The sequence below is a fragment of the Sporosarcina sp. resist genome (genome assembly GCF_014302295.1).
In the GTDB taxonomy this organism is placed as follows: Bacteria; Bacillota; Bacilli; order Bacillales_A; family Planococcaceae; genus Sporosarcina; species Sporosarcina psychrophila.
In genome coordinates this window covers 447489-473470 of record NZ_CP060287.1, presented here as the reverse complement: position 1 = coordinate 473470, position 25982 = coordinate 447489, and the positions used below count along the sequence as shown (strand labels likewise).

General features: G+C 42.9%; 28 protein-coding genes. 6 read left to right on the top strand and 22 right to left on the bottom strand.

The window, feature by feature from the left end:
- Window positions 1-263: 263 nt before the first annotated feature.
- The gene (locus tag H7992_RS02365) at window positions 264-617 is read right to left on the bottom strand and encodes a hypothetical protein (RefSeq protein WP_187046544.1); all 354 of its coding nucleotides are present in this window, start codon (window positions 615-617) and stop codon (window positions 264-266) included.
- A gap of 82 nt (window positions 618-699) precedes the next feature.
- Complete coding sequence (locus tag H7992_RS02360; protein WP_187046543.1) at window positions 700-1146, bottom strand: GNAT family N-acetyltransferase; 447 nt, start codon at window positions 1144-1146, stop codon at window positions 700-702.
- Between the two features lie 98 nt (window positions 1147-1244).
- On the opposite strand from H7992_RS02360, the gene H7992_RS02355 reads away from it, so the two are divergent.
- Entirely contained in the window at window positions 1245-1745 is a 501-nt protein-coding gene (locus tag H7992_RS02355; protein WP_187046542.1) for a GNAT family N-acetyltransferase, read from the top strand.
- Window positions 1746-1790: 45 nt separating this feature from the next.
- Here the strand turns inward: H7992_RS02355 and H7992_RS02350 are convergent, their stop codons facing one another.
- The 5 genes from H7992_RS02350 to mntR form a co-directional block, all read right to left on the bottom strand.
- The gene (locus H7992_RS02350; protein WP_187046541.1) at window positions 1791-2264 is read right to left on the bottom strand and encodes a DUF4064 domain-containing protein; all 474 of its coding nucleotides are present in this window, start codon (window positions 2262-2264) and stop codon (window positions 1791-1793) included.
- Window positions 2265-2616: 352 nt separating this feature from the next.
- The gene (locus H7992_RS02345; protein WP_067205236.1) at window positions 2617-2898 is read right to left on the bottom strand and encodes a GNAT family N-acetyltransferase; all 282 of its coding nucleotides are present in this window, start codon (window positions 2896-2898) and stop codon (window positions 2617-2619) included.
- A gap of 56 nt (window positions 2899-2954) precedes the next feature.
- Entirely contained in the window at window positions 2955-3845 is an 891-nt protein-coding gene (locus H7992_RS02340) for a DUF1002 domain-containing protein (RefSeq protein ID WP_187046540.1), read from the bottom strand.
- A 66-nt stretch (window positions 3846-3911) separates the two neighbouring features.
- A complete protein-coding gene (locus tag H7992_RS02335) occupies window positions 3912-4775 on the bottom strand; it encodes a CvfB family protein (protein WP_067205231.1) in 864 nt (287 codons plus the stop codon).
- The gene (gene mntR / locus H7992_RS02330) at window positions 4775-5200 is read right to left on the bottom strand and encodes a transcriptional regulator MntR (protein ID WP_067205228.1); all 426 of its coding nucleotides are present in this window, start codon (window positions 5198-5200) and stop codon (window positions 4775-4777) included. The genes H7992_RS02335 and mntR overlap by 1 nt, the downstream gene beginning before the upstream one ends.
- Window positions 5201-5321: 121 nt before the next feature.
- Here mntR and H7992_RS02325 point away from each other — a divergent pair, with 121 nt between their 5' ends.
- Window positions 5322-5477, top strand: a complete 156-nt coding sequence (locus tag H7992_RS02325; protein WP_370569949.1) for a lmo0937 family membrane protein — start codon at window positions 5322-5324, stop codon at window positions 5475-5477.
- A gap of 487 nt (window positions 5478-5964) precedes the next feature.
- On the opposite strand, the gene H7992_RS02320 is transcribed toward H7992_RS02325, so the two are convergent.
- Genes H7992_RS02320 through H7992_RS02310 form a run of 3 tightly spaced genes read right to left on the bottom strand, consistent with a single transcriptional unit; the run spans window position 5965 to window position 9568 of the window.
- Window positions 5965-7077 (bottom strand): GNAT family N-acetyltransferase, encoded by a 1113-nt coding sequence (locus tag H7992_RS02320; protein ID WP_067205225.1) that lies wholly within the window; start codon window positions 7075-7077, stop codon window positions 5965-5967.
- Window positions 7078-7104: 27 nt separating this feature from the next.
- Window positions 7105-9213, bottom strand: coding sequence for a heavy metal translocating P-type ATPase (locus tag H7992_RS02315; protein ID WP_187046539.1), 2109 nt, complete (start codon window positions 9211-9213; stop codon window positions 7105-7107).
- Window positions 9200-9568, bottom strand: a complete 369-nt coding sequence (locus H7992_RS02310; protein ID WP_067205220.1) for an ArsR/SmtB family transcription factor — start codon at window positions 9566-9568, stop codon at window positions 9200-9202. The genes H7992_RS02315 and H7992_RS02310 overlap by 14 nt, the downstream gene beginning before the upstream one ends.
- A gap of 205 nt (window positions 9569-9773) precedes the next feature.
- On the opposite strand from H7992_RS02310, the gene H7992_RS02305 reads away from it, so the two are divergent.
- Complete coding sequence (locus H7992_RS02305; RefSeq protein WP_067205217.1) at window positions 9774-10193, top strand: universal stress protein; 420 nt, start codon at window positions 9774-9776, stop codon at window positions 10191-10193.
- Window positions 10194-10274: 81 nt separating this feature from the next.
- On the opposite strand, the gene H7992_RS02300 is transcribed toward H7992_RS02305, so the two are convergent.
- The 8 genes from H7992_RS02300 to H7992_RS02265 form a co-directional block, all read right to left on the bottom strand.
- Entirely contained in the window at window positions 10275-12659 is a 2385-nt protein-coding gene (locus H7992_RS02300) for a penicillin acylase family protein (protein ID WP_255428662.1), read from the bottom strand.
- Between the two features lie 520 nt (window positions 12660-13179).
- Window positions 13180-13560: a Na+/H+ antiporter subunit G gene (locus H7992_RS02295; protein ID WP_067205214.1), complete on the bottom strand. Its 381-nt coding sequence runs from the start codon at window positions 13558-13560 to the stop codon at window positions 13180-13182.
- On the bottom strand, window positions 13538-13822 hold the full coding sequence (locus tag H7992_RS02290; RefSeq protein ID WP_067205211.1) for a Na(+)/H(+) antiporter subunit F1: 285 nt from the start codon (window positions 13820-13822) through the stop codon (window positions 13538-13540). Before H7992_RS02290 ends, H7992_RS02295 begins: the two co-directional genes overlap by 23 nt.
- Window positions 13822-14304: a Na+/H+ antiporter subunit E gene (locus tag H7992_RS02285; RefSeq protein ID WP_067205208.1), complete on the bottom strand. Its 483-nt coding sequence runs from the start codon at window positions 14302-14304 to the stop codon at window positions 13822-13824. Before H7992_RS02285 ends, H7992_RS02290 begins: the two co-directional genes overlap by 1 nt.
- 46 nt (window positions 14305-14350) lie before the next feature.
- Window positions 14351-15835, bottom strand: coding sequence for a Na+/H+ antiporter subunit D (locus tag H7992_RS02280; protein WP_067205205.1), 1485 nt, complete (start codon window positions 15833-15835; stop codon window positions 14351-14353).
- On the bottom strand, window positions 15828-16166 hold the full coding sequence (locus H7992_RS02275) for a Na(+)/H(+) antiporter subunit C (RefSeq protein ID WP_067205202.1): 339 nt from the start codon (window positions 16164-16166) through the stop codon (window positions 15828-15830). The genes H7992_RS02280 and H7992_RS02275 overlap by 8 nt, the downstream gene beginning before the upstream one ends.
- A 3-nt stretch (window positions 16167-16169) precedes the next feature.
- On the bottom strand, window positions 16170-16592 hold the full coding sequence (locus tag H7992_RS02270) for a Na(+)/H(+) antiporter subunit B (protein ID WP_067205198.1): 423 nt from the start codon (window positions 16590-16592) through the stop codon (window positions 16170-16172).
- Window positions 16582-18993: a Na+/H+ antiporter subunit A gene (locus H7992_RS02265; RefSeq protein WP_187046538.1), complete on the bottom strand. Its 2412-nt coding sequence runs from the start codon at window positions 18991-18993 to the stop codon at window positions 16582-16584. The genes H7992_RS02270 and H7992_RS02265 overlap by 11 nt, the downstream gene beginning before the upstream one ends.
- 534 nt (window positions 18994-19527) lie before the next feature.
- Here H7992_RS02265 and H7992_RS02260 point away from each other — a divergent pair.
- On the top strand, window positions 19528-20202 hold the full coding sequence (locus tag H7992_RS02260) for an adenine nucleotide alpha hydrolase family protein (RefSeq protein ID WP_067205195.1): 675 nt from the start codon (window positions 19528-19530) through the stop codon (window positions 20200-20202).
- Window positions 20203-20423: 221 nt separating this feature from the next.
- Here the strand turns inward: H7992_RS02260 and murB are convergent, their stop codons facing one another.
- Window positions 20424-21344 carry a UDP-N-acetylmuramate dehydrogenase gene (murB, locus tag H7992_RS02255; RefSeq protein ID WP_067205193.1) on the bottom strand — a complete coding sequence of 307 codons (921 nt, stop codon included), beginning with the start codon at window positions 21342-21344 and terminating at the stop codon, window positions 20424-20426.
- Between the two features lie 198 nt (window positions 21345-21542).
- Here murB and H7992_RS02250 point away from each other — a divergent pair, with 198 nt between their 5' ends.
- Entirely contained in the window at window positions 21543-22070 is a 528-nt protein-coding gene (locus H7992_RS02250; RefSeq protein WP_067205190.1) for a YceI family protein, read from the top strand.
- A 239-nt stretch (window positions 22071-22309) separates the two neighbouring features.
- On the opposite strand, the gene H7992_RS02245 is transcribed toward H7992_RS02250, so the two are convergent.
- Window positions 22310-22948, bottom strand: coding sequence for a DsbA family oxidoreductase (locus tag H7992_RS02245; RefSeq protein WP_067205187.1), 639 nt, complete (start codon window positions 22946-22948; stop codon window positions 22310-22312).
- Window positions 22949-23050: 102 nt separating this feature from the next.
- Here H7992_RS02245 and H7992_RS02240 point away from each other — a divergent pair, with 102 nt between their 5' ends.
- Window positions 23051-24427: an FAD-dependent oxidoreductase gene (locus H7992_RS02240; protein ID WP_187046537.1), complete on the top strand. Its 1377-nt coding sequence runs from the start codon at window positions 23051-23053 to the stop codon at window positions 24425-24427.
- A gap of 106 nt (window positions 24428-24533) precedes the next feature.
- On the opposite strand, the gene H7992_RS02235 is transcribed toward H7992_RS02240, so the two are convergent.
- Both H7992_RS02235 and H7992_RS02230 read right to left on the bottom strand, forming a co-directional pair.
- The gene (locus tag H7992_RS02235; protein ID WP_187046536.1) at window positions 24534-25460 is read right to left on the bottom strand and encodes a manganese-dependent inorganic pyrophosphatase; all 927 of its coding nucleotides are present in this window, start codon (window positions 25458-25460) and stop codon (window positions 24534-24536) included.
- Between the two features lie 39 nt (window positions 25461-25499).
- Window positions 25500-25943, bottom strand: coding sequence for an RrF2 family transcriptional regulator (locus tag H7992_RS02230; protein WP_067205180.1), 444 nt, complete (start codon window positions 25941-25943; stop codon window positions 25500-25502).
- Window positions 25944-25982 lie beyond the last annotated feature (39 nt).

Genomic DNA, 25982 nt, shown 5'->3' with positions numbered 1-25982 from the left:
ATCGCTCAGATATATCAGGAATTTTATTTTCAGGAAAACATAGGTAGTATTGAGATTCTTCCAGAGCACAAAATTTTCGTATGTACTTCATAAATTTCATTCTGTTCCGTCTTCACGAGTAGAATCCTGGAGGAGCTTCTGGGTTGTTGCCTGTCGTATATATTTTTCATTCTTCCCTCAATACCCAAATGCAAGAATCCCTAACATAATTTAATAAAAAAACACTTCCATGTAGGAAGTGTTTTTGGTATCGTACTACATTTTTATTTGATGGATTGTTCCGCGCCTAATTCGTTTTGTTCTTTTTTATGGTAGAGTCCATCTGTTTCAGGGGTCATCTTCACATCATCTTCAATTTCTTGGTTATAATAGTGGACACTCGTTTGAGCACCTTCACTTACCATTTTGTTATCTTGAAGATCATATGGATCCGAATGTCCGACTTTAGTTTCGGAAGATCTATTCAACTTTTGTGATTCGATGAATGAATCAACTTTTGTTTTCATATTACTAAAAGCCACTTGTGCCTTATCCCTATTTTCTTTTTTACTGAAGTAGGCATAAGCCCCCGCCGCCATCGTTGCAAGTAATAAATTATTATTTCGTTTACGACCCATTCAAATCATTCCTCCCAGATTTAATGAAAAAAGTATTGTATAGAGAGTATACCCTCATCTGCCAGTTTAGAAACTTTCATTTTCATACGTTTGATAAAATCATATCCACATGCGGAATTCCACCATCTTCATAAGGCTCCGAAATCGCATTAAATCCATGCTTCTCATAAAATCCAACAAGATGTTGCTGAGCCTGCAATCGAATCTTTTCAGGTTTCCAATGTTTCTTGGTAAAGTCAACGCTTCGTTCCATAAGAATATGTGCAAGCCCTGTGCCCCTTTTGTCCTCTCTGATGATGACCCGACCAATGGATGGCTCCAAATACTTCACACTAGCCGGAAGAAGCCGTGCATAGGCGGCCAGTCCTTCCTCATCGCAACAGAATATATGAATCGCATCGTAATCATGACCATCAACTTCATGATACGCACAATTTTGCTCCACGATGAATACATCAACACGTAACTTCAACATTTCATATACTTCATGACCGCTTAATTCCCCAAATTCGTTATAAGTCCACTTCATCCAGCATCTCTCCCATATATATCATTTTCATTACATTGGTAGTTTTCATCCAAGTTATTTGTTATGATTACAAAAAGAAATGCAGAGGTGACAGTGCAATGATCCGACTAATGACTGCCATGGATAGTATGCACGTTCAACAGATTGTTTTTAAGACTTGGAACGAAACCTATAAAGATATTATTCCAGCAGAAATCCAAAAGAAATTTATCAATCGCTCCTACTCAGAAGCGATGCTACTGAAGCGCATGGAGAAAACGTATGTGCTAGTAGCCGAATGTGAAGGTATTCCTATCGGTTTTTCCAGTTTCACGAAAAAAGATGAAGATGGCGATTCTGAATTGACTGCTATGTATATTTTACCATCGCATCAGAAAATGGGCTATGGTAAAAAGTTAGTTGAATACTCTCTGTCGTTACTTTCAGACGCACAGAAATTATTTGTTTATGTAGACGAACGCAATACGGTTGGACGAGCCTTTTATGAGAAACAAGGCTTTGAGTTACTTGATATCTTTGAAGAATATTTCGAGGGCTACCCTGTAGTAACAGCCCAATATGTATTTTGTATTCATTCCCCAGCACTTGCCTTACACTAAAAAAAACACTTTCCCCCAATTGGAGGAAAGTGTTTTTTTACATTATTATAAAGGTCTCATTGTTCCATCATACTTATCATCCACGAACTGCGACTCCTGTGTTAGTGGTGGTTTCTTGGTAAAACAAAGGATCCCAGCAATGTACAGAAGAATTGAAGTCAATGAAATAATCCCAGCAGTCAAACCGGCGATAATGAACATAATCCCGGCAAGCTTAGGGTTTTTGTTCTTCCAAATACTCACAATCCCAATTATCGTCAAGATAAAACTAATGATTAAGCTGATAATGATTAACCACATAAACCCACCTACTAGGGAAAAGACCGAATAAATTGACTCCAGTTCCATTGGTGTTAGCGTCGGATCATATGCCATCATCTCCGAATCGAATTCTACACGGAACATCGGCTCCGACTTCACATAGTTAAATAAAGCCAGTGAGGCGAAACTTAGAATAACACCTACTGCCGTAAATATAACACTTATTATCGATAATACTCTTTCTACTGTACGGCTCATGAAATACACCTCTCTCTTAATCTCTATATATGATTATACGTTCAACTGAAGGATAGGTTTCACTTTTTCAAACAATAACATGACAAAGATGTTTCATAAAATAGTGAACGGGTATTCTGTATATATGCAGGCATCATAGCCCAAATTAGGAAAGGGGACGATACAAATGGAGAAGAAACTGATTTTCAGTCAAGCCGACATGATGTATACTGTCGCCGGCGCTACTGTATTAACTAGTATAGTGTACTTAATTACTTTATTGTGAGGGATTTGAATGAATCGAACTTTACCGCGTGAAATATAAAAGGCAATCCTTAGTTTTATAACTAAATGGATTGCCTTTTATTATTTTTCACACTTTTACATCATCATAATCTTTGTAGCGTTCAAAAGCTGTTACAACATACGAGCAGACAGGCTCCATTTTTAACTCTTGTTCACGCGCATAACTCGCTGCACGGTCCAGTATTTTTTTTGCAACGCCTTGTCCTCGGAGTTCAGGTGAAACGAATGTATGATCCATCACCATCACATCCCCAAGAATTGTCCATGTAATTTCTGCAAGCATCGCTCCATTTTGTTCATAACGGAACGCGAATGCATCCCCGCCCAATTCAACAAATTCGAATTCCATCTAAACTACCCCTTTTCAATAAATTCTCCTTCATAATACAACATTTTACTTCCCGATTACTTAAACCAAGACTGAACGGATTCGAAAAGGTTCGCAAAGAACTCCTTCACACTTTCCCAAAAGCCAGGATCAATATCACCGAGTGTTTCTTTTATTTTCGATGTCATATCCGATAATTGCTCAGATAATTTATTGAAATCGATATCTAAATTTCTAATTCTGTCCATTAAGTCTATGAGCAATTGCCGATCCGCATCACTTAAATTAATATTAAGCTTTTTCATTTGCTCTGTGACAATTTTCTCAACCTCTTCTTTTGTCGCCGGATTTTTCTCTGCGATTTGCTTTTTAATTTCCGTTAGAAGCTCGGCTACTTTGTCACTATCGACACCGGGTTCTTTCGCAAACTTCGTCGCAAGATTCAATTCATCATTTGCGACATCAGTCCGCTCTGTATCAAGTTTCTCACCAGTCACTTCATAGGCTTTGTATATTCCAACTAACGCGGAATGGCCCGTCACTTTTTTCGGTGAGGCTACCTCGACAATTGCGTCTTCGATTCCGGCCGTTAACATTGCCGTTGCATAGATTTCTGGTGTCACCTGTGTAATATTATCCTGTGTAACAATCGTGATGACAAGCCCTTTGCCTTCTTCCTGCCTCGTGATTTTAGCTGAAGAATACATACGTGCCTTGCCATTGCCATCTTTAATATATTTCACAAGGTCACTGCCATCAACGGATATTTCTTCCACTTCCGCTTCTTGTGCAACGCCCAAACTATTCTTCACACTTTCTTTTTCTGCGTCTGATAAATCTGCACCGTAAACAACGATTGGTACACCTAGTTTTTCATTGATGACTGGATCTTCTGCATGTACGGTCGCCGGAACCGTGATTCCGATTACCAGTACAGCCGCCATCATTATTGTCAGTAGACGTTTCATGTTGATTCCCCCTCTTTCTAGGAATTAATACGATTCCCGGTTGATAAAGGTTCCCGAACTTCGGTATTATTTCAACAATGTCCATCCATCATTCTGTTCAATTCTGCCTTCTTTCATGAGTTTACCAAGTGCACGTTTGAATGATGCTTTACTCATATTGAACATTTCTTTTATCTCGTCAGGTGTTGATTTATCCGTGAAGGGCATACGTCCCTTAGCTTCATTCAAATAACGAAGGATTTTTTCAGCATCGTCTCCCTGACGCTCCTCTTTACGAGGCAACATCGATCCGTTCACTGTTCCATCTTCACGGACACCAATAATACGGACAGTCATTTCTTGGCCGAGACGAGGTTCACGTTCCTGTTCTGTATTGTGGATGAAAATACGGTAATTTTCAGGAATGCTAAGCATAAACGAACCAACTGGTAACAAGCGATACGCTCTTGCCTTCAAGTCCATGTTAAAGACGGAAGTAGGTGCTTCAATGATTTGTTCTAATACGCGTTCTTCTGTAGCAAGTCGGCCGAAAATAGTACCGCCCAAATCCATTCGAAGCGTCATATACAATGCATCGTCTACCTTCGGCCATAGAGCCCGCACTTTAGGCATATCATTTTTATTCACAAGCACTTCGATTGAAGAACCGATATCAACATAAACACCTTCATGGTCATCCACACGTATTACACGTGCCCAGCCAAATGTCTCAGCTGTCATGTGTGGAATCTGCATCGTCGCAGAAAGCTCTCCGCGTCTATTCATGTAAAGGAATACTTTTACTTTATCTCCTTCTTGAATGTTTTCGTCTGCATCAGATGCATTCAACATAATATGTTCTTGTTCGCTATCGCCACCCAATATCCATCTTGAACCGTCTTGCTCCAACACTTCTAACTCCACCGCATAACCTGATTTTAGTTGTTCCATTATTTATCTACCTCTTTCTCCTGATCCATTACACGTAATTTTCTAACAAATTCTTCGTCTTGTCCCATCGCTTCGACCAAATCAGTTATTCGATCCATCGCATTCCAGCTTAGGTGATGTTCAATTCCTTCCACGTCCCCATAAATATTTTCTTCATCGACTCCAATAATGCGAAGAAACTGTTCAAGGAGATCATGACGTCGAACAAGTTTTTTTCCGAACGAAAACCCTTTTCCTGTCAATTCGAGACCTTTGTAGCGTTCATAAACAATATAGCCTTCCTTGTCGAGACGCTGAGCCATTTTTGTAACGGATGAAGGGAGAACCGCCAAGGATTCAGCTACATCCGATACACGTGCAACGCCTTTCGCTTCGATATGCAAATAAATCTGTTCAAGATAATCTTCCATACCTGGTGTTGCCAACTGTACCGCCTCCAGTATGTATACCCAGTCTCATTCCCAATCACTACTTTTCAAACGTCCCTAGTTTAACTTTTAATTGGCGGGGGTAAAGATAGAATACATCAGTAAAGGGGGAATTCACATGGGTCGAATTATATGGTTACTCATTGTAGCATTATTCGTGTTTTGGTTGTTAGGTCTCGTATTCAAGATTGGCGGAGGACTAATTCACATTCTTCTAGTCATCGCGGTTATTGCATTTATTTTCAATCTTATTTCCGGAAAACGAAGCGTGTAACGAAAGGGATGTCGACATTAGTCGGCATCCCTTTTTTAGTGTCTAGCTTCAGCGGCCAGACGCTCGGGTCATAAGCCAGACCAGCTAGGAAGGATTGAAGTGCATCCCTCCCGGGTAAAGAACACCGCGTCGCCGGTCCGTCTTATGCCTGTCGCGTCTATGCGGGCCGCTTCCGCTTTTCTTGTCTAGCTACAGGCGCCAGCCCCTCGAGTCGCTTCATTCTTTCAGATAAAGGCAAAGTACGCCTTTTTCTGAAAGACCTCCAGCGCTTTTCGGAGCTAGACGGCGCCTGGAGCTTAGGCCTACACGAAGTAGGTCATGCAGCTGTTGCGACAGAACGTCGCGCACTTAAGCTGCATTCCTTATATTGTCTAGCTACAGCGGCCAGACGCTCGGGTCATAAGCCAGACCAGCTGTGCGGGAAGAGCACCGCGTCGCCGGTCCGTTTTATGCCTGTCGCGTCTATACGGGCCGCTTCCGCTTTTCTTTAGTCTATTTTCGCATAGATGCATGTATTTCGTAAAACATTACCATCGGGTGATAAGGAATCTTGTTTCAAAATTCCTTCGAGGGTGAACCCTGCACGTTCTGCGACGCTACGACTTTTCATGTTTTCTTCATCACAACGAATTTCCACTCTGCGCGCTCCAAGCTTTTCGAAGGCAAATTTTTCAATATGTTTAACGGCTTCGGTCATATAGCCCTGGCCTTCAAATTCTGTAGCTAGCCAGTAGCCAATCTCGAATTTCGGAATCGACCAATCGATTCGATGTAGTCCCGATGAACCGACAAACTTCCCGGTTTCTTTATGGTAAACATGGAAGCGCAGGTCTTGTCTTGTGATGAAATTTGCAACTGCTTTTCGCAAGCTTTCTTCTGTCATATGCAGCTCCGGTTCCGGTTGCGCCCATGGCATCCACTTGCGAAGCGCAGGTAATGAAGCCCTAATCGCATTCCAAGCATCTGTTGCATCGCCCAGTTCAGGAGCCCGAATGACAAGCCGTTCTGATTCGAATGACTCCGCGAAATCCGGGATACGAGGGGATGCCGCAGAACCTCGTGACTTCTCTCCGTCTTCCCAAATCACAGGCGTTGTCGTTCCCGCCATGAAATCTTCCCGCGTAATACCATAGGTCACTGCATCATAATAGGAATGTTCTTTAGGCGAAAACCAAGCTTTCCGAAGATGTGCTTCCTTGACAAAGCCTGCACGTTCGAACGTTTTTCGCATCGCAAGATTATCTTGTCTCGTATGACCTTCGAGACGAATTTTCTTGCCTGGCAATCCGAATACATATTCCGCGACAAGACGAAGAGCCTTCGGGCCGTAGCCATATCCCCTCGACATATCTGCAATACGTAAATCGAACAACGGAATTTCATCTTGCAAGTCGTAAATTTTTACGATTCCTACTTTTTCTCCGGCGTCATTTTCCACCCAAAACGTTTTGACTTCATCCGACTCATAGCCGCCCTCTTCGATTGTTTTTTCAATCAAATGACGTCCCGGATCAGAGTTACCGTGGTAAGGCCACGTATTAGTTGTCATGAAATGAATAAGTTGCTCCTGCTCTTCCATTGTCCACTCTTGTAAATACATTAGAATTCGCCTCCGTATAGAAACTACTTACTTATGAACGCGTAGCAACCGCAACGAGTTCAGCACAACGAGTAGCGTGGCACCCATATCCGCGAAGATGGCAATCCATAATGTCAGCCAACCGGGAATGATAAGAAGCAATGCTATAATTTTTAAGCCTAATGCAAACATAATGTTTTCTTTGATGATTCGCAATGTTTTTCGGCTTAATTTCATTGTATAAGGTAATTTCCCTAAATCATCTGCCATTAGTGCAATATCTGCTGTTTCCAATGCAGCGTCCGTTCCTGCTCCACCCATTGCTATACCAACTGAAGCCGCAGCTAAGGCAGGTGCGTCATTGATGCCATCTCCAACCATGGCAACACGGCCATATTCGTCGCTCAATCGTTTAATCGCTGTTAATTTGTCTTCCGGCATTAGTCCGGCGCGTACATCCGTAACACCGAGCTCAGTAGCAATTGCATCTGCCGTTACTTGGTGATCGCCTGTCAGCATGACTGTATGACGGATACCTATACTTTTCAGTTGTTCAAGGACGTCACGACTTTCCGCACGTATGGGATCCGCCACGGCTAGCAGTCCACTAAAATCAGTACCCGTGACAATCGCCATGACAGACTTTCCTTCTCGTTGAAGGGATGCCGCTTGCTGTAATATTTCTTCTGGCAATGAAGAAAGTTCTTGTGCCCAGCTCAGGCTGCCAATATAAGTCGTCATGCCATCAATTTCAGCATAAGCGCCCTTTCCGGTAACCGATTGAAAATTCGACACAACGACTTTCTGTGCACCATGATGATGCGCGTAATCGACAACCGCTTTTGCAAGCGGATGCTGCGACATTGACTCGACTGCTGCGATTGCGCTTAACAATTGCTCTTGAGCGATTTCTTTACCTACGATGAAATCCGTTACTTCTGGATACCCTTTCGTCAACGTTCCGGTTTTATCGAACGCAATAACGTCAAGTCTTCCTGTTTCTTCGAGGTGGATACCGCCTTTAATCAGCACGCCTTGACGTGCCGCGTTACCAATCGCTGTGACAATCGCAACTGGTGTAGAGACAACAAGTGCACACGGACAACCGACGACGAGTACAGCAAGACCTTGGTAGATCCACGCGTTCCAATCGCCACCAAGTAATGGTGGTATTATGGCCACAAGAATTGCAATCACGATGATTGCAGGTGTGTAGTATTTCGCGAATTTATCAACGAACTTTTGAGATGGTGCTTTTTCTGCTTGCGCATCTTCTACGAGATGGATGATTTTCGCAATTGTTGTATCGCCGACAAGCTTTGTAACCGTAACTTCAAGTGCACCCTCTTCATTAAGCGTGCCCGCGAATACATTATCACCAGATTTTTTTTGGACAGGGATGGATTCCCCTGTAATCGCTGCTTGATTGACCGTAGATGAACCCATTAGAACAGCGCCGTCCATAGCGATTTTCTGACCCGGTTTTACGATTAGAATATCGCCGACGATGATATCTTCTGTCGGAAGTTCCATAAACGCTTCCCCACGTTTTACGAGGGCGGAAGGCGGTGCAATATCCATCAATTGTCGGATGGACTGTCGTGCTTTATTCATTGAATAGGCTTCTAACGCTTCACTAACCGCAAACAGGAAGACGACAACCGCACCTTCACGCCATTCCCCAATAATGGCAGCACCAATAATGGCAATCGTCATCAGCGTTTTCATATCGAATTCGAAACGGACCAAATTTCGCAATCCTGTTTTGAATATGCTTGTTCCACCAATTACAATGGCAATTGCAAATAGGGCAATTGCTGCAGGATGTGTTTCAGCGTAACGAAATGACACATACATCCCTATTAGTAAGAACAGCAGCGAAAAAAGTGTAACGAGATTCTCTTTCCGTTTAAAGAAAGACGTTTTCGGCTCAATCTTCTTATTCTGAAGCGGGACAACTTTAATGCCATCAAATGCACCTGCTGCTTCGAGATCTTCAATCGTCGCGCTGCCACTGAACGCTAATTTTGATGCACCAAAATTCACTTGTACATCCTCAATAGAAGGCAGGTTTTTAACGTTTTTTTCAAACTTCATCGCACAACTGGCACATGTTAGATTCTCCAACCTATATTCTTTCTTCTCAACCGTTGCCATGCTCAACACCCTCTATCGTATGCTCGTGTGCGACTTTCACAAGTTGGTGGACGTGATCGTCTGCGAGCGAATAGTAAACCATCTTCCCTTTTCTCCTTGATTTAGCAAGTGCTTGTTCGCGCAAATAGCGTAAGTGGTGGGAAGCTGTCGCAACGGAAGAACCAATCACTGCCGCAACGTCACATACACACATTTCTTCTTCTAGTGTCAGCGAAAAAGCAATTTTTAATCTGGTTTCATCCGCCAACGCTTTAAATATCGCGACAGCAGCACCCACATCAGGGAGCGCCTTCTGTACCCGATTCACAACTTCTTCATGAACCGTTGTCACTTCACAAACTTCTTTTACCGTCATATTTACACCTCATTCAAATGGTTGTTTGATTAACTTTAGTATATGTAATTCCTCTTGTAATTGCAAGGCTAATCAAACGGTGCTTTGAATGTAAATTTCCGCTTGATTTATTACTCAAAAGAAGGGTTTAACAGATAGGCGTAGAAGACTTATACTTACTAACAATGTAACTTTACATGTCAGACATACGAAAGTAGGGATTCCGATGTATAACCGAATACTAGTCGCGGTCGACGGCTCAGTAAACTCGCACCGCGCAGCCAAACATGCCGCTCAACTTGCCTCGTTATGCCAAGGAGTGGCCGTTGAAATCCTTTATATCCTTGAGTTTGACCGAACACGTTCAGATGTACTTGATAATGCTAGCAGTGATGATCTCCATATCGATCGCAAGAAGCGACTCATGCCCATCGAGGAGGCTTTCGAGCAGTTTCAAATCCCCTTTAAGCTTGTCATCAAACACGGTGACCCTGGACCAATCATCGTTAATTTTGCCAATAGTGGTGAATTCGATCTTGTCGTTCTCGGTAGCCGTGGCCTGAATACTTTTCAGGAAATGGTGCTAGGCAGTGTGAGTCATAAAGTAGCAAAACGTGTGACAGCACCGGTTTTGATTGTTAAATAACAGAGGCTCTTAGCGGTGGATAAGATAATGCATCGGTTTACCCGCGTTTCCAAAGTTTCACCAAATTAAAAACGGGGCGCATTAGCGCTCCGCTTTTAACTTCAACGTATATCCTTCTTTAATGTCCCCATCCAAAACAGTTTCATGGTAATTACCATTCACCCAGTCATCTGCTTGATCGTGGAACCATTGCGATTTTATGTGGCCACTTTGACCCGGCCCTACAATATGATTCGCTTTCGATAAATCGGACAAATCGGCAACAAAGCGCCAAGGTGCACCGTGATTTACAGTACCATCTGCCTGAAATGCTGCAGCCTGGACTGTAACATTCGAACCGCCGATTGCCTGTTTCTTCGGATTTAAGAAATATTCAAAGATTGGAGATGCGCCTGATAGAGCGTGCGGAAACTCCAACTGATGGAAATCTCCCCATTGCCAATCCGCGATTTTATCACCGAACAATCCTTCAATCTCTTCGATTGAATTTACAAATGAATCGAAGACCCACTTATCAACACCGCCATACTCTTCCACCCAGGCGCCTGGTTCACCCGCATAAGCGTCGCGCAACATTTTGTCGGTAATTGTCCCCTTCGCCGGCAGAAGCTCATAAACGTCCTCAGGCATCGTTGCACTGAGCATGCCAATTGGCAATTGTTTTATCCATTTATGAAAGACAAGTGGTGCCGCCGCATCTGCGGAATCATATTGATCCCACTCGCGAAGCATTTTTACAATTTCTTTGTACTTTCCGACAGCGGCGTCTTTCATTTCAATTGAACCAATCATATCGTCCAAGAACTCACGAGCGTATAAGTTCTTCTGATCCATCTGCAATTTCATCATATCTTCCGCCGTGAAATTATCTCCTTCGCGAAGCACTTCCGCTATTCGTTCATAGCGATAAGGCTGTGCCCAAAGTTTTGTAATATGATACGGATATGAATCGTCAACAATTTGATTATTTGCTGTGGCAATGAACCCTTCTTTAGGATTCACGACACGCGGCAACTCATCATATGGAATGTAGCCCGTCCAGCCATAATCGGAAGAGTCGCCTGGTACAGGCAATTGCGCATCCCCTTGTTTCCTGATAGGAATACGACCGTTCGCTTTATAAGCAATAGTGCCGTCATTCGCTGCAAACACAAAGTTCTGTGCTGGTGCATGGAAGTCTTCCAAAGCCATCTCAAAACTTTCCCAGTCGGAAGCTTTGTTCATCTTCATAATCGCTTCGAGTTCTTTTGTCGGTTCCAGTGCTGTCCATTGCATTGAAAACAGCGCGTCTGGATCTTCATCTTTGTAAAGAATGTCCGAAATAATCGGGCCATGTCGCGTAACCATTACTTCAAACGGTACATCCTCCTCGCCTTTTACAGAAATCGTTTCATCTCTTACCTCAGCCTGTTCCCATTCTCCATCATAGAGAAATTGTGTCCGATCTTCAGGATTCGGAGTTTCGATATATAGATCTTGTACGTCAGGTCCAACGTTCGTCACACCCCATGCAACGTCGTCATTATGCCCAAGAATAATTCCTGGAATCCCTGCAAAAATAACACCGCTAACGTTTTGTTCAGGTGATTGCAAATGCATCTGATACCAGATCGCCGGCGTATCAAGCCCGAGATGCGGATCATCTGCTAGAAGCGGTAATCCTGAAGCCGTTTTATCCCCCGACACGACCCAGTTGTTACTACCGTTGAATTCAGGCGGCACAAGATCAGGGTCGAACTGACCAGCCACAGCGACCGGATTCGCAATGTTAGCCTCAATAATAGAAGACGCATTTTCCGGATAAACGGTGAACAACTCCCGCGCCAAGTCTTCCGAGAAATTATTCAACGCCCAATGCCTGACCGCTAAACTATCCCAGTTTCCGCCGAGGTCATAAGCCATATACTTACCTATCGTCAGCGAATCGATTTCTGTCCATGGTTCAGGCGTGTAGCCCAGGACCTTGAATTCATACGGAAACTTCCCATCTCGCTCCGCCTCCTCAATGAATGCATTGACTCCTTCCGCATACCAGCTGAGCACCTTTTTCCCTCCCTCACCATAGCCGTCATAAGACGCTTCGGCCGCCGAGCGCAAACTAAATGTACGGAACTTCTTATCCGTTCCAACAGCTACTTCCCCAACTACTTCGGATAATCGACCACTCGCTTGCCTACGAGCCATATCCATTTGGAATAAACGGTCTTGAGCTTGCACATAGCCTTGAGTCCTATACAAATCCGCGTCCGATTCCGCCGTTATATGCGGTACGCCAAACTCATCCCGGACGATTGTCACATCTTCATCTAGAATTTCCATACTTACTTCTCCATCAATAAACGGTTTCGACTTCGCTATGTAACTATTTACAATAAGTAGTACCACAATAGCCAAAACTATAATTGATCCAAACACCGACAACATAATTTTTGGCCATTTCCCCATCCGTTTCCCCTGTTTCACCATTTCACGCACCTTCCCTATCTCCCTTAATGGTATTCTACTATTTCATTTATATTCCTTCTTTCTCCAAACTAACCTTAGGGCAAAAGTGGTAACTCAACACAACCGATTATATATCCGCGCTACCGAGCATTAACGCATCACAACCAATCATATATCCGCGATACCGAGCATTAACGCATCACAACCGATCATATATACCCGACACCGAGCATTAACGCAGCACAACCAATCATATATCCGCGACACCGAGCATTAACGCAGCACAACCAATCATATATCCGCGACACCGAGCATTAACGCATCACAACCGATCATATATCCCCGACACCAAGCATTAACACAGCACAACCAATCATATATCCCCGATACCGAGCATTAACGCATCACAACCGATCATATATCCGCGATACCGAGCAGAAACGCATCACAACCAATCATATATCCGCGACACCGAGCATTAACACAGCACAACCAATCATCCATCCAAATCCCCTCAACAAAAAAAAGGATAGGACAGCCACTAACGGCCGGTCCCATCCTCTTCTATTTTATCCTTATGCAAAACCTCATATAATTCATCCTCAGTAGAAATATCCGCTAACTTCACATTCGACCGGTAAGCCGCTCGGACGATCAAATGTCCGGCAACCGGTGCAGTTAGAAAGACGAACACAATTCCTAAAAGAAGGCGTACACTTACGAAATGTTGACTGAACAAAAAGTAAATAAAAGCACCTGACAAGGTTAGCAAAACAGCGAGCGTCGAACTTTTCGTCGCAGCATGAGATCTCGTGTAGACATCAGGCAGCCGAAGCAATCCAAAGACACTGATTACGCTCGCAACTCCGCCTGTTAAAATCAGAAATGCGCCTACGAATTCACCTATCGTGTTTACGTTCAACGATAACACCCCTCTCGATGAATTTAGAGAAGGCAATTGTACCGATGAACGATAGAATTCCCAAAATAAGAATGACTTCTAAAAATGCTTTCGTGTTCATCACCACTGAAATTACGGCTATCATAGCAATCAAGTTTACACCAATCATATCGAGCCCGATAACGCGGTCCGGCATCGAAGGGCCGAGAATGATTCGTATGACAGCTATTGCAATCGTTATTGAGAATAATACGAGCGAAGTCGTCAGCATTGCTTGAATCATCAGCGGGTCACCTCCATGATTGCTCTTTCAAAGTTATGCAGTTGCATCAAAAGTCCATCGCGAGATTGTTCGACGTCCATCGCGTGAATAAACAGGACATTTCCTTCAGGGGACACTTCCATGACGACAGACCCCGGGGTCAGCGTCAAAAGCAACGACAGCATCGTCACTTCTGAATCACTCTCTAAGACTGTTTCATATTTAAAAATACCCGGTTTAATTTTCAGCTTTGGGCTAAGTATTTGTTTCAATACAACTACGCTCGATTTGGTCAATTCGGATATGAAGATGAAAAGCAGCTTGAATGTCGCATACAAACGGCGCAAGTAGAATTGCGTGCCGAAAAATCTATGCATGAAAAATATGATTCCTATCCCAACCAGGAAGCCGGCAAAGAAAGTCGTAAACTTTAGCTCATCCTCATCGATTAAGAGCATCCAGAGCAGAGCTATAAATAAATTCAACAGTAACTGGGCTGGCATTAGCCTTCACCTCTTCTTTTCGGTCATTGGACGGGATTGTCTTCGATTAACGGTTATCATTCAAAACCGCGTCTATATAGATATCAGGATTTGTCAGTGTTCGGGCTGCATCTGAAACGTATGGCGCAAGCGCCTCTGCTCCAACTCCCAGCGCAATTGTCAGTACACCAAACAGGACGAGTGGAATAAGCATCCCTTTTTTAAGCGGTACATCGTCGTCTTCATTGATAATCGTTTCGCCCCAAAAGCAGTTTAGGAAAATCCGCAGAAGTGAATACAAAACGAAAATACTTGATAGGAACGCGATTGCAAGCAAGACGAACGCACCCGCCTCAATCGCCCCTTGGCCAACGTACACCTTTCCGATGAACCCGCTAAGCGGCGGAATTCCGGCAAGTGACAGCATTGTGATGAAGAACAGCCACCCAAGTAATGGATAATTGCGAATCAACCCACTCATATTTTCAATCCTTGCAGTTCCAGTTAAGTAGATCATCGTCCCTGCGATAAGGAATAACAAAGCTTTAATAATCATGTCATGGATAAGGTAATAAATAGACCCTTGAATCGCCACTTCTGTCGAGACAGCAAGGCCAACGAGTATAAACCCTACTGCAATGACGACGTTATAGGACACAATCTTCCGGATATCATTGTAGGCGATTGCACCAATACTACCGCCAATCATCGTGATTCCCGCCATAATGCCAATCATCAAATGTGTAACACCAGGCTCGTGATAAAAAATGAGCGTAAACACGCGGAACATTGCATAGATACCGACTTTCGTAAGCAAAGCACCGAACAAAGCCGCAACTACTGTCGGTGGTGCACTGTATGACCCTGGCAACCAGAAATAAAGAAGTAGTCCAGATTTCAAACTAAATACAATGAGGAACACAATGCTAATCACTGTCAACAGCGGCCCTTGCCCGACTTCTGCAATACGTACTGATAGATGTGCCATATTAAGCGTACCTACCGTACCATATAAGTACGCGATTCCAACGAGGAAAAACCACGATGACAGTACATTTATAGTTATGTATTTAATTGATTCGACGAGTTGAACTTTCCTGCCTCCAAGTGTAATGAGCACATAAGAAGATAGAAGCATAACTTCAAAACAGACGAATAAGTTGAACAAGTCACCCGTTAGAAATGAACCATTAACGCCCGCAATCAGGAAAAAAACGAACGGATAAAAGAACATATTCTCATGCGCTCGACCAATCGACGAGAACGCATAAATTAGAAGGATTCCTGTTACAATCGCTGTCGTCAATACAAGTAGCATAGAGAATGAATCTGCGACAAATGAAATTCCGTATGGTGGCAACCAGCCCCCGAAATCGAGCCGTAAAATACCGTCCGCCTGAATCATGTTCAAAATATAAACACTGATCGCTACGGTTGCTACGATTGAAACAAGACTGAACGCCCGTTGAACTTTCACATAAGGCCGGAGAAATACAAGTAAAATCCCTGTTAACAAAGGTATAATCATTGGCATAACTATAATATTATTCATCTTTGAACCCTCTCAATGCAGCGAGATTGTCCGACCCAGTCTCTTTGTATGTTCGATATGCAAGCACCAGTAAAAAGGAAGTCACTGCGAAACTGATCACTATTGCAGTCAGGATAAGTGCCTGTGGAAGAGCATCCGTGTAGCTCTCCGCATTTTCACCTAATAGTGGGACTGCTCCTTTTTTCAAGCCGCCCATCGTCATTAATAGCAAATGCACAGCATGCGACAGGATTGCCGTCCCTAAAATGACCCGAACTAGACTTTTAGATAGCAGCAAGTAGACAGCGACCGTTACAAGGACTCCAACGAGTATCGTTATTAACGTTTCCAACAGCTACACATCCTCACTAATACTTAAAATAATCGTTACAACAACACCGACAACAGTCAGTGCAACCCCTGCCTCAAACAGCACGACCGTCGCTAATTCCGTTTCCCCAAACACTGGCAAGTTGAAATGACTAGCCGTCTGTGTAAGGAATGATGCACCGAATAGAACTGACCCTAACCCCGTTCCGACTGCAAGCAATACACCAAACGCTGCAATCTTCTTGAAATCGAATGGGATGCCCTTATGGACTGTTTCGATATCGAACACCAAATAGAGAAGAACGAATGCGGAAGATAGGACGAGACCACCAATGAATCCACCTCCCGGATTATTATGACCGGAAAGGAACAATTCCACGCCGAACGTCAAAATGATGAAGACAACAATCTTCGTTACTGTCTGTAAAATGACATCATTAATCTTCAACGTCCTCGTCCCCCTTTCCAGCCTTCAGTTTAATCAATGTAAACACGCCAATACCGGCTATAAAAAGTACAACTACTTCGAGCATCGTATCGAATGCCCGGAAGTCACCCAATATCGTATTGACGATATTCTTTCCTCCCGCCAACTCATAAGCATCTTCAAAGTATACTGAAATCGACTCGAACATCTTATTGCCTTGTACGACGAGTGCAAGAACTGTAACAACCGTTCCTACCGAAATGGCAATAATGCCTTTGAAAACTTTTAATGACCTTGTCGATTTCTCCTTGCTCCATTCAGGTAAGAAATAGAAACATAAGAGGAATAACGCAGTCGTCACGGTTTCTACGATAATTTGTGTCAAAGCCAAATCTGGTGCCCGGAACACGACAAAGAGAATAGCAATTGAATAACCGAGAACACCATTTAACAGGATTGCCGTCATACGTGATTTTACAAAGATGATCGCAATACTCGCACCCATCATTACGAAGATGATGATATACTCGCTAACCGTGATGGGAGCATCGTTAGAAAAATCGATTGAAAACCCACCGGTCCATAACAGGCCGCCACCGACAGTTAGGATGAAAAAAACAAATATATATGCAAGATAATCCCTAAGGTATCCCGTCATATAAGTCCGAGTCAAGAAAGATGAAGCTTTCTCCGCCTGCGTCAACAAGCCGTTATACATAGAATCGAGATTCCAGCGCATAGGTGCAAGCGAGTAAACCCCGCGCCAATAACGAAGGAAGAAGTATAGCAACGCGCCCACTACGATAACACCAATTGTCATCATGATAGCTCCATTAAAACCATGCCAAGCAGTTATATGCGGGACAAGGCCTTCCGCACCTTCAAACGGAGGTAAAACCGAAGCCATTGCAGGCTTTAACAAATACTTTCCGACTACATTCGGGAAGAAGAAAATACCTACAACGAACAGTGCCAGAATCGACGGAGCAATCAGCATCCCAACTGGCGCTTCAAATGCTTTTCTATCAAGACGGTCCGGTTGATGTTTCCCAAGAAATGTCTGAAAAACGATAATCATGCTATAAACGAATGTCAACACGCTTGCAATCCAAGCAACAACAGGCAATAAGCTTCCCATCAGCGGCCCCATTGCGAAAATGTCGAGATTACGCACATTCAGTACGGATTCGAAAAACATTTCCTTACTAAGGAAACCGTTAAACGGCGGTAATCCTGCCATCGAAAAACTGCCGATAACAGCGATTGTAAACGTCACGGGCATTAGTGACATCAGTCCGCCAAGTCTACGAATATCTCGCGTTCCAACTTGATGATCGACAATACCAACGACCATAAAGAGAGCACCTTTGAACGTTGAATGGTTAATAAGATGGAACAAAGCGGCAAATGTCGCCTGTGTATAAATAACTGAGTCCGCGCTGTAGCCTTCGTTAAGCGCCGCTGAACCAAGTCCGAAGAGGCTCATGATCAGACCCAGTTGACTAATTGTTGAGTAGGCGAGCAATGCCTTCAGATCCGTTTGCCGCACCGCATTGACGGATCCCCAGAACAATGTAAATATCCCCACGCCAGTAACTGTATAGAACCACACCGCTTCCCCACCAAATACAGGTGTGAAGCGTGCGACAAGGTAAATCCCTGCCTTAACCATTGTCGCGGAATGTAAATAAGCACTGACCGGTGTCGGCGCTTCCATGGCATCTGGTAGCCAGATGTGGAATGGAAACTGGGCTGACTTCGTAAATGCACCAAGCAAAACGAGTAGCATTGCCGGTAAAAACAAACTTTCATTTGTATACTGACCAATTGTTGCAATGATTTCGCGCACACTGAACGACCCAGTCATTGTATGCAACATGATAAAACCAACAAGCATCCCTAATCCGCCAGATACAGTGATGAGCATTGATTTTTGTGCACCATACCTAGACTTTTTGCGGTGGTACCAAAATGCGATTAAAAGAAACGACGAAATACTCGTCAATTCCCAAAAAACATATAGCACCATTAAGTTGTCCGAGAATATTACTCCAAGCATCGAGCCCATGAACATCAAAAGATAAACGTAAAAACGCCCTAATGCTTCGCGTTCAGACAAATAATATATGGAATAGAGAATTACGAGGCTCCCTACCCCAGTAATTAAAAGGCCAAAAATCATACTGAGACCATCTAGATACGTCGTAAAATTGATCCCAGCAGAATCAATCCATTTAATCGTATGTATATATGTTTTCCCTCCTGCAATCGCGGGAATGAAACTGGCAAGATATATGAATAGGACGAGTGGAACGGACATGACAAACCACCCGATATTGCGACTGCGCACCCTCTTATAAATGAACGGGACGAGTAGAGCAGCCAAAAACGGGATAAAAATAGCTATCGTTATCGCCAACAAATGCAAACCTCCAATACTAAACAGATTAAGAAAAGCGCAAGGCGCGGTTTAGCCCCGATAAGTAGAAGGGATTAAGTTCGGACCCTCCCTACTGGTAATCTTAAAGATAAAGGCGTACTAAGCCTTTTCAGCCAGACCAAGGCTAATGGAAGGAAGTCTGAAGTCTAGACATCGGCCCATGTAGAAAAATTTGTACCTTCTTACCTTTTAAAACAGTTGTAATAAACCACCTGAAAATCTACAGAAATACACATTCCATATTATGTATTACTTGTAAAACTCATTATTATATTGGGCAAACTTGACCTTCAGCGTGACTGGCGGGATAATAGGGAGCTATAGATAATAGTATTAGGGGAAGCTCAAAGAGTTTACACAATAAATTATACACTATTACCATACTCTTAGCACTTTGAAGCATTCGCATCTTGTCAAATCGTTCATTTTCATATATAATTGTTTGGTTTTCAATCAGTACTAAACTTCTAACATGAATTCGACTAACCAAAATATAATTAAGAGGTGACTACCGTCATGGGCAAAGTAAAAGGTCGTATGGACGAGAGTATTCTCGTTTGTGTCTACTACGGTCCAAATGGTGAGCGTCTCATTAGGCGCGGACATAAAATTGCAACGATTATGGATTGTCCAATGTATATTTTAACAGTGGATCCGCTTCCTTATGATGAATTTGACGCGGAAAAATCCGAATATATCGATCGTTGGAAAGAACTCGCTGAAGAACTTGAAGTAGAAGATTTCATAATCCGGGATAATGAAAAACGTACTTCCGCAAAAGTTATTAAGGAAGTAGCTCATACACATAACATTACCCAAATCATTCTTGGGCAAACTGCTCAGAGTAGATGGGAAGAGATTACTAAAGGTTCGTTCATGAACGTATTGTTACGAGAAATCACATTCGTCGACTTCCATGTCGTTTCTGTCGATCGCGCCATCAGAGACGAGATTGACGGCATGTTCGAAAAAGGCGTACGTGCCTACTTAGTCGAAGACAGTAACGGTTTCCGCGTCAACTTCACGCTTTCAAAAGAAGTTCGCTTTGAAGGTATTTTCTTCAAAGAAGTTGGAACTGACTTCAACAATGGGATCTTCAAATTCATGAGTAACAATAAAATGTGCCAAGTGCACATTACAGACGACCAGGTAACCGACCCTGCACTGCTCTCTTGTAAAAACGCCAGATGATAAGAAAAGCGCAAGGCGCCTTTTAACCCCAACAAGCGCTGGAGAAAAAGGCGATCTCTGCCTTTAAATAAAGGACTGAAACTCAAAGAAGACAGTCTAAATTTGCGACTTTGTGTTGAGATTGATGCCTGGAGCCTAAACACTGCTCTACGTCAAAAAACATATAGTTTCCTAAAAAAATAAAAAAGCGGATAGCCCAATCATGGGTCATCCGCTTTTTGCTATTCCGTTATTTCTTCGCCGACGATTTTCACTTCAAGTTCCAGTTCAACGCCGAATACTTTTTTCACTTCCGCTTTCACCATGTTAATTGTCTGAATGTAATCGGATGCGGTCGCATTATCTTTATTGACGATAAAACCAGCATGCTTCAATGAAACTTCTGCTCCGCCATGCCCTTTTCCCTGAAGACCGCAGTCTTGAATAAGTTTGCCCGCAAAATAGCCCGGTGGTCGTTTGAACACACTTCCGGCCGATGGATACTCAAGCGGTTGCTTTGATTCACGCTGGAAGGTTAAGTCTGCTACCTTCCCATCAATGACACCCTGGTCTCCTTGTGCGAGTTGGAAATCTGCCGAGAGAACGTAGTAGCCCTCTTGCGATATAATACTCTTCCTATAACCGAGCTCAAGTTGTTCTTTTGAAAGAACTAACCGCTCTCCAGCTTTCGTTAACACTGTTGCCTGCACAATTATATCTTTTATCTCCCCACCATACGCGCCGGCATTCATCGCCATTGCGCCCCCGATGGAGCCTGGAATTCCACAGGCAAATTCGATACCCGACAGTGTAGTCGCTGCCGCACGTTTTGAAACGTCAATGATTAGTGCCCCCGCCTCGGCATGCACAAGTGATCCTTCAATCCTTATCGTGTTGAGTTGTGACAAGTGAAGGACAATTCCTCTTACACCGCCATCCCTGACGACCATATTCGACCCGTTTCCGAGTAATAATAATGGAATATTATTTTTATATGCGTATCGTACTGTCGCCTCTGTTTCATCTATTGTTCCAGGTATGACAAGAAGGTCTGCAGCTCCTCCAAGTTTTGTCATCGTGTATTTACATAGTGACTCGTCAATTAATAATGTACCTGTTGTAATTGTTTTCTGAAGTTCTTCATACCATTGATGTTTCGACATCAACATTCAATCCTTTCAATTTAAAGCTTTTCATCTTTAATAGTATGCTTGCAAACTTATACTTTGACAAGGAATACTAATTAGAATAAAGGTCTTACTATTCACCTTATTCAAATTAAATTCGTTTAAATACCTTGACTTCAAGATACTTATCGAATATAGTAAGAACATAACTTATTCAGAGAGGAAGTTTTTCCAATGACAAAATGGACAGTAGACGCTTCACATACAGGTGTTGGTTTTTCAGTTAAGCATATGATGGTTTCTAAAGTAAGAGGACGTTTTACAGGCGTAGAAGGTACAATCGAAGGGAATCCTGAAGATTTGACGGGTGCTAACATCAACTTCACAATCGACGCTACAACAATTCATACAAATAGCGACGATCGTGACAACCACCTTCGTTCTGCTGATTTCTTCGATACAGAAACATTCCCGACAATCACATTCGTTTCAACAGATATCGTAAAAAAAGGCGATAACGAATATGACGTTACTGGCGATATGACAGTTAAAGATGTAACGAAAAAAGTTACATTCGAAGCTGAGTATGAAGGTACAGGTAAAAACCCTTGGGGCGTAGACGTAGCTGCTTTCGAAGTCGAAGGGAAAATTTCAAGAAAAGAATTCGGTCTTACATGGAACCAAGCGCTTGAAGCAGGCGGCGTTCTTGTAGGTGACGACATTAAAATCACAATCGATTTACAAGCAAACCCAGCTCAATAATAACAAAAGCGCAAGCGCCTGCTAAGCCCCGACAAGCGCCGGAAGGCTTGGAAGGGAAAGGCGTTCTTTGCCTTTATCAGCAAGCCTGAAGAGACTCGAGGGGCTAGGCGCTGGAGTCTAGACGTGAAATCTCTATGTTGTAACTTATCCTAGTTCGAGATTTTATAATTTAATAAATAACTTAAAAAATCGGCCATGCGATCATTATGATCACATGGCCGATTTTTTATTTCTTTTGTTTAAACTTCTTCTTCCGCGGCTTGTCGAAGTGCATTTGCAAATGCTTCTGCCGGCTGCGCTCCTGAGATTGCATATTTGCGATCGATAACGAAAAACGGAACACCTTTCACACCTATTTGCTGGGCTTCTGCGATATCCATTCTTACATCATCTGCAAACTCATCAGAATCAAGAACTGCTTTCGCACGGTCGCGTGAAATTCCTGCTTCTTCGGCAATGCGAAGCAATACGTCTTCTGCACCTATTTTTTCACCATCTATGAAATAAGCTTTCAGTAAACTTTCCGATACAGTCTTATCGAAACCTTCCTGTTCAGCAAGTTTCGCTAGACGGTGTGCATTAAATGTATTCGCTGGCGTCATTACGTCAAAGTTATAGTTCAGACCCACAGATTTTGCCTGGTCAACTACATTATCAGTCATCTTCTTCGCTTCTTCCACACTCATCCCATACTTCTTCGCAAGGACTTCTGTCATCAGTGTATCGGATACTGCGGGCGAATTCGGATCTAGTTCATATGCTTTGAAAACAACTTCAGCCTTTTCCCCAAGACCAGTTTGCTCTAATGCCTCTTCTAATCTGCGCTTTCCAATATAACAAAATGGACAAACATAATCTGACCATATTTCAATTTTCATTTTTCCCGCCACCTTTCATACTCTTCATTTTAAATTCAATCAAAGAAGGGAACAATGAATATGCTTACTACTATTTCAAGCAGACTTGACGGAGGTTATTTTATGTCCAATTCATTATGGCTTAGTACTGCATATCCACGTGAACCATATCCAAAACTTGAGGGCGATGTCACTTGCGACGTCTGCATCATCGGGGGCGGACTAAGTGGAATTGCAAACGCCTATTTTCTAGCTAAAGAAGGGAAAGATGTTATCCTTCTCGAAAAAGATACAATCCTAGCGGGAGCTACGGGCAACTCCACGGGAAAACTGACTGCCCAACATGACTTCGTTTATGCAAAGTTACTAAAACAGTTTGGACGAGACAATGCAAAAATGTATTTTGAAGTGAACGAAGAAGCCGTTCAATTTGGGAAATCTATTGCAATAAAAGATGAATTAAAGGCAGCTGATTCTATTCTTTATTCTCAATCTAAGCTTGGCACTGAATTACTCCGTTATGAGATGAATGCATACAAGGAACTTGGCATCCCAGGTGAACTGGGGAGGAATTCTGAATTACCGATTCAGATTGACGCAACACTTACATTGAATAACGAAAGTCAGATTCATCCTGTGCGATTCGGACAACATCTTGCGCGTCTTGCGGTTGAAGCAGGTGCGCGTATTTACGAACAATCGGATGTTTTATTAATGGATTTAAAGAAACGTCTACTTTCTATGAAATCGGGACATGAAGTTCAATTCAAGGAACTAATATTATGTTCACACTACCCGATTGAAGCACTGCGTGGGCTACAAATTATGAAATTGTCTGTCGATCGATCTTATATCGTCGCGGCAGAAGGTGATATGCCACTTCGCGGGCAGTATATTGCAGTCGATGAACCAAAACGATCCATCCGAACGGCACAAATCGATGGAAAAACGTATTTTCTGCTGTCTGGAGAAAGTCATCAGGCGGGAATGGAAAGCGATACACAGATACATTACAATCGGCTTTACACCGATTTGCAAGATGTGTATAACCTCTCTCCCCTGACTCATGGCTGGTCCGCGCAAGACCCGCAGACACCCGATCTGATTCCATACGCGGGAATTATTTCTTCCAGCATGCCTTACGTCTATTTAAGTACGGGATATCGAAAATGGGGACTATCGAATTCAATGGCGAGCGCCCGGATTATCAGCGATCTAATTGTCGGCAAAGAGAATCGTGCTTCCGAACTTTATTCGCCTGATCGAACAGGGTTTGGTACATTCTTACTGCAAGCTTTGAAAAATACTGGACTTGTCTTAAAAGAATTTACTGGTGGTCATATTACAAGGACGGACTCCCCCATCTGTACGCATATGGGCTGCCGGACGAGGTGGAATGCCGGCGATGAAACATGGGATTGCCCGTGCCACGGCTCACGCTTTCGAAAAGACGGCTCCGTCCTCGAAGGCCCTGCGACGAAACCACTTGATTTGAAATAGGATATGGCTATCATAACTAATCCGAGATACCAGCTCATCCTCAATTAAAACAAAAAGGTTGCAATCCACTTTACGCGGACTGCAACCTTTTCCTATTCACTTCATATCATTTCAATGCTTCAGTCAATACTGGAACAATTTGCATCTTACGGGAGACGACACCTTTCAATGTTGCCGTGTTGTTCACGAGTGTAACATTGAATGCTTCGCTAGCGCGCCCCGCTTCTTTACCAAGTGCCAATACCATTGAGTCGTTGTTCAATATGTCAGTTACGACAAACAAAAACAGGTCGAGCCCTTTTTCAGCAATGACACGGTATAGAAGGTCTTCCAAATCGGCTTGACGATTCATAACATCATTGATGTCAATTGCATTCACTTGTGCAATTTCAATCTTCACTTCATTGATACCAAATTCTTTCGCATCAAGTTTCACAAGATCTTCGAGCGTTTTACCACTTAAATCTGCACCAGCTTTCAACATAGCCAGTCCATATTCTTGTGCATCCACACCTGTGATAGCAATCAATTCTTCAACCGCAGCACGGTCTTGGTCTGTATACGTCGGTGACTTGAATAATAGTGAATCCGAAATAAGTGCAGACAGCATAAGCCCAGCAATATTTCCCGGTATTTCAACACCGTTTTCTTTATATAGTTTGTTTAAAATCGTTGCCGTACATCCTACCGGCTCTGCACGGTAATAGAGAGGATCGTTCGTTTCAAAGTTAGCAATTCTATGATGATCGACAACTTCGATTACTTGCACATCATCAATATCATCCACACTTTGCTGTTTTTCATTATGGTCGACGAGAATGACTTTCGCTACTTCTGGCGCGGCTTTTTCGATAAGACGTGGCGCTTCAAAACCAAAATATTCAAGCGCATATGCCGTTTCATTCGTTACATCACCGAGTCTTACTGCTTCTGCATTCATTCCCAATTGCTGCTTTAAATACGCGTAACTGATTGCCGATGAAATTGAATCGGTATCAGGATTTTTATGTCCAAAAACAAAAACTTTTCCCATGAAAAATAGCCCCCTGTTTTTATATTCTTTTTCATTTTATCATAATGGATGGTCAAACAAAATCGCTTTGAGCTCATCTTTATTAATGATAAAATCTGCCACTGTATAGTTATCTAAAACTGCTAAATAAGCATTCAACGCTTCGTGTAATGCACCTTTTAATCGGCAAACCGGGGAAAGAATACAACTATTCGACTCAGAATTAAAACATTCAACAAGATGAAAATCATCTTCCGTCCTTCGAACTAGTTTTCCAACGTTGATGTCTTTAGGTTCCACTTTCATCCTGATGCCACCACCACGACCGCGTATCGTTTCGATTAACCCCATCTTCCCTAGCTCGTGCACTACTTTCGTCAAATGATTTTTCGAGATATTGTATGTATCTGAAATTTCCTGGACCGTTGATAATTCCCCTGGCTCTTTTGCTCCCAGATAAATTAAAACACGCAACGAAAAGTCTGTGTACATCGTTAGACGCATAACTTCACCGCTCTTTCAAATACCATTATAACGTTTGTG